Here is a 15912-nt window from a genome sequence, read left to right as displayed (position 1 = left end):
CCAAAGATTGCAACATCGATATCCGGCAATGAGAAGGCCGGTGCACACAGTGTGTGCACCGGCCTCGTCATGTCAGGCGGGACGGTCGCTAATCGTCGTCGTTATTGTTGTTGCCCTGCCCTGGGATCCCGGGCAGCCCTGGTACGGCCGGTGTCGTGGGCGTGGGCTGGTTGTTGTTACCGCCGCCGTTGTTGTTACCGCCGTTGTTGTTGCCGAAGAGGCAGTCGAAGTCGAACGGCTCGCAGCTCTTGCCCGGGTTCGGGCTGTTGCCGCCGTTGTTACCGCCCTGGGTCTGCTGCGGCTTGGGCGCCGGGGAGACGCCGTTGGCAAGCACGCTCGGGTCGCCGACGAAGCTGCCCTCGGGGAACTTCTCGACCTTCATCTTGAGTTCCTTGTTCACGGCGTTCATGAAGTTCTCCCAGATCTGGCCTGGGGTGCCGCCGCCGAACATGTTGCCGCCGTTGGATTCCTTGAGCGCTTCCCGGTCGCCCTTGCCGCCGACCCAGACACCTGTCGCTATCTGGGTGGTCGCGCCCATGTACCAGGCATCACCGTTCGCGCTCGGGTCGTTGCCGCGGCCGAGCTCCCAGGTGCCGGACTTGGCGAACGCCGGCCGGCCCCCCGCCAGGTCGTGCGGGTTGACCTCGCTGAACGCCGGGAGCTTCTGGAGCACCTTGAGCATGCTGTCGATCTGCTCGGTCTCGAAGACCTCTTTCGGCTTCAGCTGCTCGCCGTTGACCTTGGCCCACTCGCCGGTGGCGGTGTTCCGCTTCTCGACGCTGACCACGAAGTGCGCCTTGTTGTAGACGCCGCGTGCGGCAAGCGTGGCCAGGCCGTTTGTGTGTTCGAGCACCTTGACCTTGTACTGGCCGAAGCCGACCTCGACGTCGAACTTGCTCGGCGCGACCTTGGCGGGCTCCACCTTCGACAGGTCGACGAGCTCGTCGTCGTTGGTCCACATGCTGCGTACACCGGCGTCCCGCGCGGCCGCGACGACCTTGTCCGGGCCCATCGCGTCGGTCATCCAGTAGAACGCGGTGTTCCGGGACTCCTTGGTCATGAACTCCAGGGAGCAGTACTGCTTGCATGAGGGAACGGCACGGCCCGCGTCGGAGATCTCACGGTTGCGCTTCTTGTCCTCGGTCTTGGTGGCGTCCCAGTACGAGTCCATCGACATGCCCTCACGCAGGCCCGCCGCAAGCGTGTACATCTTGAACGTCGAGCCCGGCGGGTGGCCGCCGTTGAGGCCGGCGTAGTCGAAGCCCGAGCCGTCGTCACCGCCGTAGTAGGCGAGCACCTGACCGTTGGACGGGTCTATCGCGACAAGCGCGGCCTGGTGGTTCTCCGCAAGCTTGTTCATCGGCGAGGCCTTGCTCTGGCGCGACGCCGCCTCCTGGGCGAGCTTCTGCATGGTCGGGTTGATCGAAATCTTGATCTTGTACGGCTTCTGCCGCCAGTCCGTGATCCCCATCTCCGCGAGCTCGGCCTTCACGTACGTCAGCACGTGCCCGACCGGCTGGTCACCGACGCACTGCAGGTGACAGGTCTGCTCGGGGTCGTAGGGAATCGCCTCCGGGTACTCCTGCTTGGCCCGGTCCTCCGTGCTCAGCCAGCCCAGCGAGACCATGTTGTTGAGCGTGTAGCCCCAGCGCTCCTGGGAAGCCTCTTTGTTGTAGTGCGGGTCGTAGCCCTGGTGCCCGCCCGGCTCCGGCTCCGGCTGCTTGATCACTGCGGCGAGCACTGCGGCCTCGGACGGCGTGATCGCGTCCTTCTCGCCCGGCGGCGTGGTGACCGACTTGTTGAAGTACGCCTTGGCGGCCGCCTCGATCCCGCTCGCCCCGCGGCCGAAGTAGATCGCGTTGAGGTAGAACGACAGGATCTCGTCCTTCTCGTACGAGTCCTCGATCTTCCGGGCCAGCAGCGCCTCACGGATCTTCCGGTTGTAGTTGATCCCGGTCAGCTCCGCCGCGTGCCGCGCGTACTGCTGCGTGATCGTCGACGCGCCCTGCGTGTTGCCGCCGGAGACGTTGTTCCACGCGGCGCGGGCGATGCCCTTCATGTCGATGCCGTGGTGGTCGTAGAACTTGTTGTCCTCCGCGGCCACCACCGCGTGCTTGACGACCTCGGAGATCTTCTCCCGCGGTACGACAGTCCGGTTCACCTCGCCGAGCTTGGTGACCTCGCTGTCGTCCGCGTAGACGACCGAGGACGCCTCCGGCTCGAACGTGTTGATGTCCGGGATGTCGTCGAAGAAGTACGTGAGGCCGACGATGCTGACACCGGCGGTCATGATGACCACCGCGAACGCAGCTATCGACCAGTTGGCGATCTTGCGCTGCTTGGCGCGCTTCGCGGCCTCCGGGTCGAGCGAGGCGGAGCCGCGGCTGCGACGCCCCGGCCCACCCGGACCGCCCGGACCGCCGAATCCAGGCCCGGCCGGCGAGACGGGGCGGACCGACGCCCGGCCGGGCACACCCGCGCCCGGCACCCGCGCGCCACCGACTGCGGCACTGGCGCCGACCGACGCGCGGCCGGGGCTCGCGGAGCCCACCGAGGCGCGACCCGGTACACCCGAGGTCGGCGCGCCCGGCACGCGTGCGCCACCGACTGCCGCACTGCCGCCCACGGAGGCACGTCCGGGGCCGGCGGGCACCGAAGCGGCGCCGGAGCTGCCCGGCACCCGCGCGCCTCCGACCGCGGCGCTGCCGCCGACCGAGGCACGTGCGCTGGGCGCGCCAGGTCGTGCAGTACCGGCGGCACGCGGGGGCGTGCTGGCTCCGGGGCGGCTCACCGGCTCGTCAGAGCCCGGCATCCGGCCTCCACCCGGGCCGGAGGCCCGGCCGTGCGGAGGACTGGGTTCGCCGTACGCGTTCATTCGTCACACCCTGCCGGTCGCGGTGGCGCGAGTCGACGACCCATGGGGGTGGCCGTGAGCTTCGCCACGAACGGACATAAGGGGCGCGGTACTCATACCGACACCCCTTTATCTGAATTTGTAGCTGATACATCCGGATTAAACGGACTTATCAGGCTAACGACTTGACGTGCGTCTTCGGCCGGTTCCGAGCGCGTCACCGTTCCGCCCCTCGTCGCCGGCCGGTCTCCCCGGCAGTCTCGTCCGCCTCCAGGCCGTCGCGGCCCAGCAGGTACTGCTCCACCAGGTGGTTCCAGGAGCAGCCCTGGCACACCTCCACTACGTACACCTGGAACTCACTCAGCGTCATCGCCAGCATCGGAAGCTCGGCCAGTTTCCGGGCCTGTCCCGCCGACTGCTTCAGCTCGTCACCGTAGATGTAGTGCACCAGCGTGAGGTCTTCGTGGCGGCACATCGGGCAGCGCTCCTCGGTCGGCTCACCGTGGAAGCGCGCCGCGTTCTTGAGGTAGGGCGAGGCATCGCAGACCTCATGGACGCCCACCCTGCCCGAATGCACGTCACGCAGCACTGCTCGCCTTTGAAGCGAGTAGTCCACCACCTGCCGCTGCGTCCGCACGAACTGAAGAGTAACGGCTGAACGGCCAAGAGGCGACAACGCTCACTTTCCGTGACAGACAGTGGCCGTGACCGACTCTTAACGCCGCAGCGTTTGCGCATCGGCCACCTCTCGCTCTACGGTTCGATGTATCGGGCCGATACATCGGAGGAGGAGGGGCCGTGCTGGAGTTCGCAATTCTCGGTCTACTCACCGAGTCCGCCATGCACGGCTACGAGCTGCGCAAGGAGCTGGGCACCAAGCTGGGCCCGATCCGCGCGGCGATCAGCTACGGCACGCTCTACCCGACGCTGAAGCGGCTTCAGCTCGCCGGCTGGATCGCACAGGCCGGTGAGACCCCCGCGACCGCGGAAGAGGTCCCGGCACTGACCAGCCGGCGGGGCCGGATCGTCTACAAGATCACCGCCGAGGGCAAGGAGCGGTTCGCCGAACTGCTCGCGCACGCCGGCCCGGAGACGTATGACGACGCCGCCTTCAACGTCCACTTCGCGTTCTTCGCCCGCACCGACCGCGCCACCCGGCTGCGCATCCTGGAAGGCCGCCGGCGAAAGGTCGAGGAGCGGCGCGAGGGCCTGCGCAACCTGCTGGCCCGGGCCAGCGAGCGCATCGATGCGTACACGCTTGAACTGCAGCGCCACGGCCTCGACGCCTGCGAGCGCGAGGTCCGGTGGCTGGAGGAGCTCATCGCGAGCGAGCGCTCCGGCCGCGGGCCCGGCCGGCCCTCCGGTCCCCCCAATCTCCCGTCCTCCGCCGACAGCACAGGCGGAGAGCCGGGACTCTCATGACAGACACCTGTCGTGCTGAACAAAAGAAGGAGAAGCGGGATGGGTTCCGTCCGCGTGGCCATCGTCGGTGTGGGTAACTGCGCCTCGTCCCTGGTCCAGGGTGTGGAGTACTACCGCAATGCCGACCCGAACGACCGCGTCCCCGGTCTGATGCACGTTACGTTCGGCGACTACCACGTCTCTGACGTGGAGTTCGTCGCCGCGTTCGACGTGGACGCCAAGAAGGTCGGCCGTGATCTGGCCGAGGCGATCGTGGCAAGTGAGAACAACACGATCAAGCTGGCCGACGTGCCGCCGACCGGCGTGCAGGTCCAGCGCGGCCCGACGTACGACGGTCTCGGCCTGTACTACCGCGAGATGGTCGAGGAGTCGGACGAGCAGCCGGTGGACGTGGTGCAGGCGCTGCGCGACGCCCAGGTCGACGTCGTCGTCGCCTACCTCCCGGTCGGCTCCGAGGAGGCGGCGAAGTTCTACGCGCAGGCCGCCATCGACGCCGGCTGCGGTTTCGTCAACGCGCTCCCGGTCTTCATCGCCTCGAACCCCACCTGGGCGAAGAAGTTCACCGACGCCGGCCTGCCGATCGTCGGTGACGACATCAAGAGCCAGGTCGGTGCCACGATCGTGCACCGTGCGCTGGCGAAGCTGTTCGAGGACCGCGGTGTCGAGCTGCTGCGCACGTACCAGCTCAACTTCGGCGGCAACATGGACTTCATGAACATGCTCGAGCGCAACCGGCTGATCTCGAAGAAGATCTCGAAGACCCAGTCGGTCACGTCGCAGATCCCGCACGAGATGGTCAAGAGCGACGTGCACATCGGCCCGTCGGACCACGTGCCGTGGCTCGACGACCGCAAGTGGGCGTACATCCGGCTGGAGGGCAAGGCGTTCGGCGACGTGCCGCTGAACGCGGAGCTCAAGCTCGAGGTCTGGGACTCGCCGAACTCGGCCGGCGTCATCATCGACGCGGTCCGTGCCGCGAAGATTGCGCTGGACCGCAAGATCGGTGGCCCGATCCTGTCCGCGTCGTCCTACTTCATGAAGTCGCCGCCGGTGCAGTACTCCGACCACGACGCGCACGCGTCCGTGGACAAGTTCATCGCCGGTGAGATCGAAAGCTGACAGCGCGTGTAAGGAGAGGGCCGGCGCCGGCCCTCTCCTTATATACAGAGTCGGAGATTCACCCGAAAGAGAGCCAGTCGCGCTCGATCGTGACCCGCGCCTCGATTTCCAGAAGCACCCGCTTCCGGGGTAGCCCACCGCCGAAACCGACCATCTTGCCGCCCGCGCCGACCACGCGGTGACACGGCACGAGGACCGGAACCGGATTGCGGTTGCAGGCGGTGCCGACCGCGCGGGCCGCACCCACGTCGCCGAGTCCGGTGGCGATCTCCCCGTAGGTGACCGTTTCGCCGTACGGGATGCGGGCGATCCGCTCCCACACCGCGCGCTCGAACTCCGAGCCGCCCGGCGCCACCAGCGGCACGGTGAACTCGGTCAGCCCGCCCGCGAAGTAGGCGCGCAACTCCGCCACGGCCGCGTCAAGCAGTGCATGCTCCCCGGCCGCGTACGGCACCGCCGACGGATGCCGCCCGAAGTGCACCCCGCCGACCGCGGCCGGGCCGTCCGCACCCACGGACAGCTCACCGATCGGAGAGTCGATCACCACCCAGCGCATCGCCCCATTGTGCCCGGGTCAGGCGCGGGTGTACTCGATCGTGTAGGCCGCGCCGGTCTGGGTGAGCCGATCGCCGCCGCAGGTGTACGTCGCGGCGTCGTTGGCGGCCAGGAACTCTTCCTCCGCCGCGCTCTCCGCGCCGTTCACGTAGATGATGTACGTAGCCTTGGTCTCCACGCCGGTCAGCGTGAGGGCGCCGTCGCGCGTGGTGAAGTCGTACGTCACCGGGCCCTTGATCCGCAGCCGCACGTTCTGGCCGCTTACCGAGCCGGTCCACTCCGTACCCGCGCCGTAGTTCATCACGGCCGTACCGTCGTCGGTGAGCGTGAATCGCCCGCCCTTGCCCCCGGTCAGCTTGATCGTGCCGACGCCGGGGACCGCCAGGTCCTCCACGTGCGAGGCAGTGTTCCAGGTGCCGATCGTGCAGGCATCGATGTTCGGGTTCGCCGCGGCGCCAGGGGTCGGGGTGGCGTCGTCGGTCGGCGTGTCCGGCAGGTTCGTGAACCAGACCGCGCCGCCGATGCAGCAGAGCAACACCACCACGACCGAGGCCAGCGTGCCGATCAGGATGTTGATGCCCCGCCGGCCCTTGTTCTGCGGCGGCGGTGGCGTGTAGACGGGCGGATACGCCTGCGGTGGCGGCGTGAACGCGGGCGAGGCCTGGTACGCCGGCGGGCTCGTCGGGTACCCGCCACCGCTGACCGGGTAGGGGTTGTTGTACCCGGAGGCCGGCGGCGAGGACTGCGGCTGGTGGGGATATCCGGTCGCCGGGGAGTAACTGGCCGGCGGCCCGGAGACCACCTCGCTCGTCCCGCGGTAATTGCCACACTGCGTGCAGTTACCTGCCGCGTCGATGGTGCCGCCACCACAGACCGCGCAGGGCCCCATGTCGCCTCCCGGCTCGTATTTCCGCTTCCGCCCGTGACGCTAGCCGGTGCGATCCACTCGGCCCAATGGCCTCAACGGTCAGCGGATCCTACTCACCGAGCGTTTTCCGGCCGCACGGCGGCGAAGCGGCCTCAGCGGGTCAGCCGTTCACGCTGCGTATCCGGACCGGTCAGTGCCAGCTCCCCGGCGCCGCATTCGTAGCTCCACTCGGTGAGTGAGGCCGGCCACTCGCCCGGCTCGCCCCCGCCGATCGTGAACGTGGCGCCGGACCGGGCCTCGGTGGCTGCCGTGACACCGTCCGCGGACACGAACTCGAACGTCACCTCGCCGCTGACCGTGAGCCGCACCTCCCGGCCGTCCACAGTGGCGTCGTAGACGGTCGCGGTCCCGTAGTCGGTGACGCCCGTCCCGGCCTCCGCGAACGTGACGGCCGGTCCTTCACCGGTAAGCGTCACGACTGTCGTGCCGATGCCGGGCAACGCCACACGTTCGCGCTGCTCGACGATCCGCCATCGCCCGGCCAGGCACGCGTCCACGACCGGGCCCGGGACGGGGGAGGGAGCGGCGGACGCCGACGGCGACGGCGTGGGGGAGACAAGCGAGACCGGCGCGGGCGGTGGTCCGGCCAGCCGGTCGGCCGCCCGCGAGTCCGCACCGGCGAACTGCACCACGACCGCGCCGAGCACCGCGGCCGCGAGCACCCCGGCGAGCACTGTCAGCACGACCGCGACCGGGTGTGCCCGCTCGGTGCCGGCCAGCGCGGGGGAGCGCGCGTCGTACCCGATGACGGGTTCCAGGGGTGGCGCCGACACCGGAGAAACCGGAGCAGGAGCAGAGACAGGAGCAGCGGGGGTACGCCAGGAGGGCGGTTTCGGCCCGGGAATGACGACCGGGGGAGCGGACACCGGCGGCAACGGCGTGGTCTCCGCCGTGCGCAGCGAGACCGGTGGTGACTCGCTTGACGTGGTGTCGCGCGGCGGCCCGGACACCGGGCGGTACGCCGGATTCGTCGGATATGCCGGGGACTGCAACCGCCCCCGCGACACCCCGCACCCGGCACACGTGCCGTCGGCCGTGACCGTCACCCCACCGCAGATGGCGCACGGTCGCACTGCCCGGCCCTCCTTAGCCGAAACCGGCTCTCCGTGGGGAGGCCGAGCAGTGAACCTAGCCGACCCCGAACGCACGGCGGAAGCGGTTGATCCGATCGAAATGAGTGAACGGATCGGCAGTCCGGGACGCCCGAACGACGAGCGCGGGCGTTACAGCCCCTGTTCCCTCGCCCATCGACGCAGCTCGTCCTCGGCCTCGTCCCGGTCGAGCGGGCCGCGCTCCAGCCGCAGCTCCTTCAGGAACCGCCAGGCCTGCCCGACAAGCGGCCCCGGCGGCAGCCCGAGCAGCTCCATGATCGCGTTGCCGTCCAGGTCCGGGCGGACGCGCGCGAGATCCTCCTCGGCCGCGATCCGGGCGATCCGCTCCTCAAGCGCGTCGTAGTCCGCGGACAGCGCCGCGGCCTTACGCCGGTTCCGGGTGGTGCAATCGGAGCGGGTCAGCTTGTGCAGGCGGTCGAGCAGCGGGCCACCGTCGGTCACGTACCGGCGCACCGCGGAGTCGGTCCACTCGCCCCGCCCGTAGCCGTAGAACCGCAGGTGCAGCTCGACCAGGCGGGTCACGTCCGCGGTGACGTCCTTCGGGTAGCGCATCGCCTTCATCCGCTGCCGCGTCAGCCGTGCGCCGACCACCTCGTGGTGGTGGAAGCTGACCCGGCCGTCCGGGCCGACCGCCTTGGTCGCGGGCTTGCCGATGTCGTGAAGCAGCGCGGACATCCGCAGCACGAAGTCCGGCTCGCCGCCGCCCTCCAGCCGGATCGCGTTGCTGACCACCGTGAGCGTGTGCTCGTAGACGTCCTTGTGCTGCGCGTGCTCGTCGATCGCGAGCTTCAGGCCGGGCAGCTCCGGGAGGAACCTGTCGGCCAGGCCGGTGTCGGCCAGCAGTCGCAGCGCGGTGATCGGGTCGGCGCCGGTGAGCAGCTTGGTGAACTCCTCACGGATCCGCTCCGGCGTGATCCGGTCAAGCGACGGTGCCAGCGAGGTCATCGCGGCGACCACGGCCGGGTCCGGGGTGAACCGGAGCTTCGCGACGAACCGGGCGGCCCGCAGCATGCGCAGCGGGTCGTCGCCAAACGACTGCTCCGGCGTGCCAGGCGTGCGGATCACCTGCGCGGCCAGGTCCTGAAGCCCGCCGTACGGGTCGGTGAAGACGTGCCCCGGCAGGCTGACCGCCATCGCGTTGATGGTGAAGTCGCGGCGGACCAGGTCGTCCGCGAGGCTGGTGCCGTACCTGACGACCGGATTGCGGCTGACGCCGTCGTAGGCCTCCGCGCGGAACGTGGTGATCTCCAGCCGCAGGCCGCCGCGCATCGCGCCGATCGTGCCGAACTCGCGGCCGGTCTCCCAGATCGCCTCCGCCCAGCCCTTGAGCAGTGCGAGCGTCTGGTCCGGCTGCGCGTCAGTGCAGAAGTCCAGGTCGTCGCCGAGACGGCCGAGCAGCGCGTCGCGCACGGAGCCGCCGACCAGGTGCAACTCGTGCCCGGCGTCGGCGAAGCGGCGGCCGAGCTCGTCGGCGACCGGTGAGACGCGTAAGAGCTCCGCGACCGCGTTGCGCTGCACCGCGGAAAGCTGCTCGACCCCCACGGGGCCCTGGGACGTTTCAGACATGGGACCGCCAGCGTATCGCCAGCGCTGCGCGGGTGCGGACCCGACCGGCGCGCCACCGCGGGACGGGGCAGGATGGTTACCCATGCCAGTCCCCGAGGCGTTGCGCGAGTTCGCCGGCCGTTCCTCCTTCTGGTCCGAGTGGTTCTTCGACGACGAGGAGCCGCCGCACCGCCCCGATTTGCTGGTCACGCTGCCGGTCGCAGGCGGCTACCGGCTTCAGCTGGACCTAGACTTCGCGCAGCCGTTCCACCGGCTGGAGCTGGCCGCGCCCGGGTTCGGGCCGCGGGAGGGCACGATGCTCGGCTGGGACGCGCCGGACGAGGGCCGCCCGCACGCGCTGCGCTGGCCGGAGCTGGACCTGATCGGCCGGGTGATCGCGATCGGCGACCCGTCGCTTGCCCACCCCGGACTGGTCGTCGCGCTGCTCAGCCGGTTCACGCCGGTCACCCTCACGGACGACGTGCCGGTCGCCCGGGCGCTGTTCACCGCCGCGTTCCAGGCACTGCGCCCCGCACCGCTTGAGGCCGGCCCGGAGCAGCAGCCGATCCCGTTCTTCACCGAGCCGCGCTGGTGGCCGGCGCCTGTGGACCCGGAGGCGCTCACCGACCGGGAGATCGACCGTCTGCTGACCGGCGTCGACGGCCGCCGGGGAGGCCTGGACTGGGACCGGCGCGAGGGCCTCGGCTGGGTCGCCGCCCAGCGCCCGGAGCACAACGAACTGGGCCTCACGATCAAAAGCCTTCGCCTGGGTACGGAACGCTCCTTCCCCTTCGCCGGCCTGGCCGAGCTGCTGACGTCGGCGCGGGAACGGCTCACCGCGGAGGTCTACGGCGCGCCGTGGTGCTCGCCCGCCACCGTGGTGCCGATCGCCCGGCGCATCGTGCTGGCCGGCGACCTCTCGGCCGTACCCACGCTGCTCGATGCTCTTGAAAAGGCCGGCTGTGATCACCCGGCCGTGCTTGACGCGCTGACCGCGCCGCTGGTTCCGGCGGAGGCGGCCTGGGTCGTCGAGGAGATCGCCGGCGCCGTGCCCGGCACGCTGTTGCGCCTGGTCTGCCCGGAGCGGAAGGTCCCGCTCGCGGACGCGGAACGGGCTCGGGTTGACTAGGGTGCGTGCAACGCCGGCGGCACGCGGGTCCGCCGGGCGGGTTCGAGGGGATGCGACATGACCGGCGGTCTGTACCGGAGCTCGAACGCAGGCCATCGCGACGGCCCCTATGACGACACGCAGGCGCCGCCGCTGATCGAAGCGGACGAGGCCCGGCTGACGGTGCCCGACGCCGACGTGATGGCCGGTGGCGGCGACGTACCTGGCGCGGAGGCGCCGAGCCCGGAGCCGCAGGCGAGCAGCGGGAACAGCACTGCCGGGAACAGCCTGATCATGGCGGCCGGCAGCCTGGTCAGCCGGGGCACCGGCTTCCTGCGCACGGTGGTGCTGACCGCCGCGCTCGGCACCGCGATCGGTGACGCCTACGCGAACGCGCAGCTCTTCCCCGGCATGGTCTACGACTTCCTGCTCGGCGGCATCCTCTCAAGCGTGCTGCTGCCGCTGCTGGTGCGTCGGCGCAAGGCGGACGCGGACGGCGGCCAAGCGTTCACCCAGACACTGCTCAGCCTCGCGGTGATCGTGCTGGCCGTGGCCACAGTCATCACTGTGATCGCCGCGCCGCTGCTGACGATGGTCCTGAACACAGGTGACAACGTGTCGCCGGAGTACCGGGACCTGATCACCGGCCTGTCCCGCCTGATGCTGCCGATGCTCTTCTTCACCGGCATGTCCGCGCTGATCAGCGCCGTGCTCAACACGCGCGGCCACTTCGCGGCGCCGATGTGGACGCCGATCCTCAACAACATCATCGTGATCGGCGTCGGCGGCGCGTACCTGCTGCTCTACGGCGCCACGAAGCTCGCGCCGGAGCAGATGACGCCCGGCCGGATCGCGCTGATCGGCGGCGGCACACTGCTCGGCGTGGCGGTGCAGGCGGCCGGGCTGATCCCGGCGCTGCGCAACGTCGGCTTCCGCTGGAAGTGGCGGTTCAACTTCCGTGACCTCGGCCTGGGCGAGCTGGGCCGGCTCGGCGCCTGGATGTTCTGCTACGTGGTGGTCAACCAGATCGGCCTCGCCGTGGCGTTCAACCTGCTGAACAGCGCCGCCGGGGCGGAGAGCACCGGCCCGCTGATGTACCAGAACGTCTACCTGCTGCTGATGATGGCGCACGGGATCATCGCCGTCTCGATCATCACGGCGCTGATGCCGCGGATGAGCGCCTCCGCCGCAGACGGCCGGCTCGCCGACATCGCTGCGGACCTGTCCCGCGGCATGCGGACCGCGACGGCGGCGCTGGCCCCGGTCGCGGTGGTCTACGGCGTACTGGCCGGGCCGATCGTGGTGGCGCTCTTCAGGTACGGCGCGGTCGACAGCGACGAGGCGTTCGCCACCTCGTTCGTGCTGATCGGCGCGAGCATCGCCCTGATCCCGTTCTCGATCAGCCAGCTCTTCACGTTCGCGAACTACGCGATGTCCGAGAACAAGACCGCCGCGCTTGTCAACCTGCCGAGCGTGGCGGTCCGGATCGCGCTGTACGTCGCCTGCTTCCTGATCCTCGACGCGAAATGGCTCGCCGCGGGGCTGATGGTGAGTAACGCGGCTTCCTACCTGGTTTCCGCTGTTATTTCCGCCACCATCCTCCGTCGCCGCATCGGCGCGATCGGCATGCGCGAGGTCGCCGGCACGCTTCTCAAGGTGCTGGCCGCCAGCGCGGGCGCGATCATCGTCGGCATTCTCGTGATGAAATTGTTGCCGGGCGACGGCGCACTGTCCCGGATGGAGGCGCTGCTCAGCCTCTTCGTCGGCGGCGCGGTCATCGGCGGCACCTACGTGGGCCTCGCGCTACTGCTGCGCATCCACGAGGTCACCCAGGTGCTGAACATGGTCATCCGCAAGGTGAGGCGGTAGTTTCGGCCAGCCGGGCACGGGGGATGAATCGGACGCGACTCATGTTCATCACCCGTGCAGGCTTTGAGTAAGCGCCCAGGTAGGGCGCACAATCTTTACGGGGCCCACCTCCCGGGACCGCGGATCGTTGCGGCGCGGGAGGATGACCCGCCGGGGGCGTGGACGATCCAGGTAAGGTCGCTCTCGGCGGAAGCGGCGTGGCGCCTACCCTTAATGGGAGGATGTCCGCGGCGCGCTTCATTGATCGCAGATCTATTGAGACACGTGCTCACCGAGGGAGGACGGGTGACCCAGGTCGGCGAAGGTCGAGAGGCCGCCGAGGCGGTTCCGTCTGTGATGACCCTCGGTGAACCAGCCGTCGGTGACGTCATGGCGGACCGATACCAGCTGGAAGAACACGTCAACGACGACAGCGCGGGCCGGCAGATCTGGCGCGGCACGGACGTGATCCTCCGCAGGCCGGTCGCTGTCGTGCTGCGCTACCCCGGTGGCGACGACGCCGCCGAGATGCTGCAGTCGGCCGTGGCCGCCAGTCGTGTCATCCACCCCCACCTGGCCGGCGTCTACGACGCGATCGACGAGGGCGGCCGGGCCTACGTCGTGCGCGAGTGGATCGACGGCGTCGCGCTGCGCGACCTGGTGGCCGAGTCCGGCCCGCTTGACGCGGCCAGGGCGATCGGCATCGCCCGCGGCGTGGCGGACGCGGTCGCGGCCGTGCACGCCACCGGCATGGTCCACGGCAACGTGCACGCCGGCACCACGATGATCGGCACCGACGGCCGGGTCGTGCTTGCCGACGCACGCACCGACGGCGACGACAAGCCCGGCACGGACGTGCGCGCGGTCGGCGGCGTCCTCTACTTCGCGCTCACCGGCCACTGGCCGCACGCCGAGGCCGGCGTCACCCGGGTGCAGGACGCGGTCCGGGACGGTTCCGGCACGATAGTGGCGCCGCGTCAGGCGCGCGCCGGCGTGCCCGCCTACCTCGACGACCTCACGATGGACCTGCTGGACCCGAAGCTCGCGGTCCCGGCCTCCGACGTGCTGGCCGCGGAGCTGACCCGGCTCGACTCGGCCGCCGAGGAGCAGTACCTCGAAGAGGTCGGCCCGCTCCGGTTCACCCAGAATGGCGACGAGCAGAGCCCGGACCAGCCGCAGAGCGCCGCACGCAAGATCGCGGTCGGCGTGGCCGCGCTGCTGGCGATCGCGGTCATCGGCCTGATGCTCGGCATCTCTGCGCTCGGCGGCGACCCGGAGGACAAGCCGGCCGTCGAGGCCGGCGCGGACCAGGGCGGCCCCGCAGCCGCGGGCGCGATTCCGAACCCGCAGCCGTTCAAGCTGACGAAGGACCAGATCCGCGTCGTCGACCCGGGGCCGAACGGCGACGGCGGCGACCGCAAGAACGCGGAGCTGGCGATCGACGGTGACGACGGCACCTCGTGGGAGACGCAGACCTACAACACGCGCAAGTTCGGCGAGCTCAAGGACGGTCTCGGCCTGCTGATCGACCTGGGCAGCCCGCGCCAGGTCTCCTCGGTCAAGATCCAGCTCGGTGACAAGGGCGTGTCGGCCGAGCTGAAGACCGGTGAGACCGACCCGGGCGCGGCCAAGCGCGGTGCGGCGAACGACGAGCTGAAGCCGCTCGACCGGGACCTGGTCAACTCGTACGGGACGATCGGCGCCGGGTTCAAGAACTCGGAGGCGTCCACGATGGCCTTCATCGACGGCCTCGACCCGGACGCGAAGTACCAGTACCTGCTGGTGTGGTTCACGGAGCTGCCGGACTCTAGGAAGATCGTTGTCGACGAGATCATCGTCGAGGGCACCTGACGCTTCCGACGATGAGCTGCTCGCGGCTCACGTCGCAGGTGATCGGGACGCCTTCGCCGAGCTGATCCACAGGCACCGCGACCGGCTCTGGGCCGTCGCGGTGCGGACGCTCGGCGACCGTGAGGACGCGGCGGACGCGCTGCAGGAGGCGCTGCTTTCGGCACACCGCGCGGCCGGCCGCTTCCGGGGCGACTCCGCGGTCACCACCTGGCTGCACCGGATCGTGGTCAACGCGTGTCTCGACCGCATCCGGCGCCTGCAGAGCCACCGCACGGTCCCGCTCGTCACGTCCTCCGACGACGAGCGCCCGGACCGCGAGCCGGTCGCGCCGGCCGTCGACCACGACACCGCGCTCGTGGTCCGGCAGGCCATGGACGAGCTGCCGGTCGAGCAGCGGGCCGCGCTGGTCCTGGTCGACCTCCAGGGTTACTCGGTCGCGGACGCCGCGGCAGTGCTCGGCATCGCCGAGGGCACGGTGAAGAGCCGGTGCGCGCGGGGCCGGGCCAAACTGGCGATCGCGCTCGGCTACCTCCGGCCCGGCCGGTCTCAAGCTGATAACGGGTCGGTCACGAAGAAGGTGAGCGATCCGGCTCACTCCCGGAACCCGGCGGTCGCCGGGGACGTCTCATCCGAAGGCGAACCGCTCTCCGGGCGGAAGGCTTTGCGAGTGAAGGCGGAGGAACAGTGAGCAGCTCGGACGCGTCACTCACCGAGGCTCAGTGGGACCTCCTCGCCGACTACCTCGGTGGCGCGCTTGACGGCGGTCCCCAGTACGACGAGGTCACCGGCCTGATCGAGTCCGACCCGGAGTGGCGGGAGGCACACACGCTGCTCGCCGCGGCCGACGACGCGGTCCGTGACGATCTCCGCCTGCTGGCCGAGGCGCCGGTGGGGCCGATGCCTGACGACGTGGCGACCCGGCTGGCGGCCGCGTTCGCCACCGACAACGTGATCCCGCTGCGCAGGCGCCGGGTGGCGCGCTGGGCGCTGCCGGCCACCATCGCGGCCGGTGTGCTGGCGTTCGCCTCGATCGGCCTCACCGGGCTGCTCGGCGGCGCCGGCAGCAGCGAGGATGCGACGAGTGCCGCCGGCAGCGCGCCCGAGGCCGCGGTTCCCCCAGCCCTCGCGCAGCAGGTGATGGTCAGTGGCCGGGATTACACAGCGGCGACCGCACAGGCGCTGGCGACCAGGGCGGAGACCGAGCAGTTCGCCAGCCCACTGTCCGCCTCCGGCCAGGACGCGCCCGCCGGGCGGGACCTTCGCACACCGCCGCTGTTGCAGCGCCTCATCGACCCGGCCGCGCTGAACCACTGCCTGGGGGCGATCGCGATCGAACACGGCGTCGCCTCGATGGCCGTCCGCCTGATCGACTACGCGTCTTTCGAGGGCAGTCCCGGCCTGCTTGTCGTCTTCACGGACCCGACCGGCGGCGACATGGTGTGGGTGGTCGGCCCGGACTGTGGCGTCGAGGGCACGCTTGCGGACACCCGGTACCACGCGCCGGTAGGGTGAGCAGGCAACACCTTCCGGGCCGCACCGTGTGGACGTGAGCCGGCCCACCAGAGGTGCC

The 15912-nt window shown here is 70.0% G+C and carries 13 protein-coding genes; 7 read left to right on the top strand and 6 right to left on the bottom strand.

Going from position 1 to position 15912, the window contains the following annotated elements; all coding sequences use genetic code 11:
• Positions 1-88: 88 nt before the first annotated feature.
• Together ACIA8K_RS15315 and ACIA8K_RS15310 are read right to left on the bottom strand one after the other, a co-directional pair.
• Complete coding sequence (locus ACIA8K_RS15315) at positions 89-2551, bottom strand: transglycosylase domain-containing protein (protein WP_396059039.1); 2463 nt, start codon at positions 2549-2551, stop codon at positions 89-91.
• Between the two features lie 520 nt (positions 2552-3071).
• The gene (locus tag ACIA8K_RS15310; RefSeq protein ID WP_396059037.1) at positions 3072-3491 is read right to left on the bottom strand and encodes a DUF5318 domain-containing protein; all 420 of its coding nucleotides are present in this window, start codon (positions 3489-3491) and stop codon (positions 3072-3074) included.
• A gap of 161 nt (positions 3492-3652) precedes the next feature.
• Here ACIA8K_RS15310 and ACIA8K_RS15305 point away from each other — a divergent pair, with 161 nt between their 5' ends.
• On the top strand, positions 3653-4276 hold the full coding sequence (locus tag ACIA8K_RS15305) for a PadR family transcriptional regulator (protein WP_396059035.1): 624 nt from the start codon (positions 3653-3655) through the stop codon (positions 4274-4276).
• Between the two features lie 39 nt (positions 4277-4315).
• Positions 4316-5395 (top strand): inositol-3-phosphate synthase, encoded by a 1080-nt coding sequence (locus ACIA8K_RS15300; RefSeq protein WP_396059033.1) that lies wholly within the window; start codon positions 4316-4318, stop codon positions 5393-5395.
• A 58-nt stretch (positions 5396-5453) separates the two neighbouring features.
• Here ACIA8K_RS15300 and ACIA8K_RS15295 read toward each other — a convergent pair whose 3' ends face one another.
• The 4 genes from ACIA8K_RS15295 to ACIA8K_RS15280 form a co-directional block, all read right to left on the bottom strand.
• The gene (locus tag ACIA8K_RS15295; protein ID WP_396059031.1) at positions 5454-5951 is read right to left on the bottom strand and encodes a methylated-DNA--[protein]-cysteine S-methyltransferase; all 498 of its coding nucleotides are present in this window, start codon (positions 5949-5951) and stop codon (positions 5454-5456) included.
• A gap of 18 nt (positions 5952-5969) precedes the next feature.
• Positions 5970-6839, bottom strand: a complete 870-nt coding sequence (locus ACIA8K_RS15290) for a hypothetical protein (protein WP_396059029.1) — start codon at positions 6837-6839, stop codon at positions 5970-5972.
• 131 nt (positions 6840-6970) lie between these two features.
• Entirely contained in the window at positions 6971-7651 is a 681-nt protein-coding gene (locus ACIA8K_RS15285; protein WP_396059027.1) for a hypothetical protein, read from the bottom strand.
• Positions 7652-8101: 450 nt separating this feature from the next.
• Positions 8102-9556 carry a CCA tRNA nucleotidyltransferase gene (locus ACIA8K_RS15280; RefSeq protein ID WP_396059025.1) on the bottom strand — a complete coding sequence of 485 codons (1455 nt, stop codon included), beginning with the start codon at positions 9554-9556 and terminating at the stop codon, positions 8102-8104.
• An 82-nt stretch (positions 9557-9638) separates the two neighbouring features.
• On the opposite strand from ACIA8K_RS15280, the gene ACIA8K_RS15275 reads away from it, so the two are divergent.
• From ACIA8K_RS15275 to ACIA8K_RS15255, 5 genes are all read left to right on the top strand, one after another.
• Entirely contained in the window at positions 9639-10664 is a 1026-nt protein-coding gene (locus tag ACIA8K_RS15275; protein WP_396059023.1) for a hypothetical protein, read from the top strand.
• A 57-nt stretch (positions 10665-10721) separates the two neighbouring features.
• The gene (gene murJ / locus ACIA8K_RS15270; RefSeq protein WP_396059021.1) at positions 10722-12512 is read left to right on the top strand and encodes a murein biosynthesis integral membrane protein MurJ; all 1791 of its coding nucleotides are present in this window, start codon (positions 10722-10724) and stop codon (positions 12510-12512) included.
• A gap of 213 nt (positions 12513-12725) precedes the next feature.
• Positions 12726-14342, top strand: coding sequence for a protein kinase (locus ACIA8K_RS15265; RefSeq protein WP_396059019.1), 1617 nt, complete (start codon positions 12726-12728; stop codon positions 14340-14342).
• Entirely contained in the window at positions 14311-15030 is a 720-nt protein-coding gene (sigM, locus tag ACIA8K_RS15260) for an RNA polymerase sigma factor SigM (protein WP_396059017.1), read from the top strand. The genes ACIA8K_RS15265 and sigM overlap by 32 nt, the downstream gene beginning before the upstream one ends.
• Positions 15027-15854: a hypothetical protein gene (locus ACIA8K_RS15255; RefSeq protein ID WP_396059015.1), complete on the top strand. Its 828-nt coding sequence runs from the start codon at positions 15027-15029 to the stop codon at positions 15852-15854. The genes sigM and ACIA8K_RS15255 overlap by 4 nt, the downstream gene beginning before the upstream one ends.
• Positions 15855-15912: the final 58 nt, after the last annotated feature.

The sequence above is a fragment of the Catenuloplanes sp. NPDC051500 genome (genome assembly GCF_044454585.1).
Lineage (GTDB): Bacteria > Actinomycetota > Actinomycetes > Mycobacteriales > Micromonosporaceae > Catenuloplanes.
This window is presented reverse-complemented; position numbering and strand designations above follow the sequence as displayed.

What these genes read in the sequence shown, in the direction of transcription:
- ACIA8K_RS15300 (WP_396059033.1), top strand. Translation starts at nt 4,316, where the DNA reads ATGGGTTCCGTCCGCGTGGCCATCGTCGGTGTGGGTAACTGCGCCTCG.
- ACIA8K_RS15295 (WP_396059031.1), bottom strand. Translation starts at nt 5,951, where the DNA reads ATGCGCTGGGTGGTGATCGACTCTCCGATCGGTGAGCTGTCCGTGGGT.
- ACIA8K_RS15290 (WP_396059029.1), bottom strand. Translation starts at nt 6,839, where the DNA reads ATGGGGCCCTGCGCGGTCTGTGGTGGCGGCACCATCGACGCGGCAGGT.
- ACIA8K_RS15280 (WP_396059025.1), bottom strand. Translation starts at nt 9,556, where the DNA reads ATGTCTGAAACGTCCCAGGGCCCCGTGGGGGTCGAGCAGCTTTCCGCG.
- ACIA8K_RS15275 (WP_396059023.1), top strand. Translation starts at nt 9,639, where the DNA reads ATGCCAGTCCCCGAGGCGTTGCGCGAGTTCGCCGGCCGTTCCTCCTTC.
- murJ (WP_396059021.1), top strand. Translation starts at nt 10,722, where the DNA reads ATGACCGGCGGTCTGTACCGGAGCTCGAACGCAGGCCATCGCGACGGC.
- ACIA8K_RS15265 (WP_396059019.1), top strand. Translation starts at nt 12,726, where the DNA reads ATGGGAGGATGTCCGCGGCGCGCTTCATTGATCGCAGATCTATTGAGA.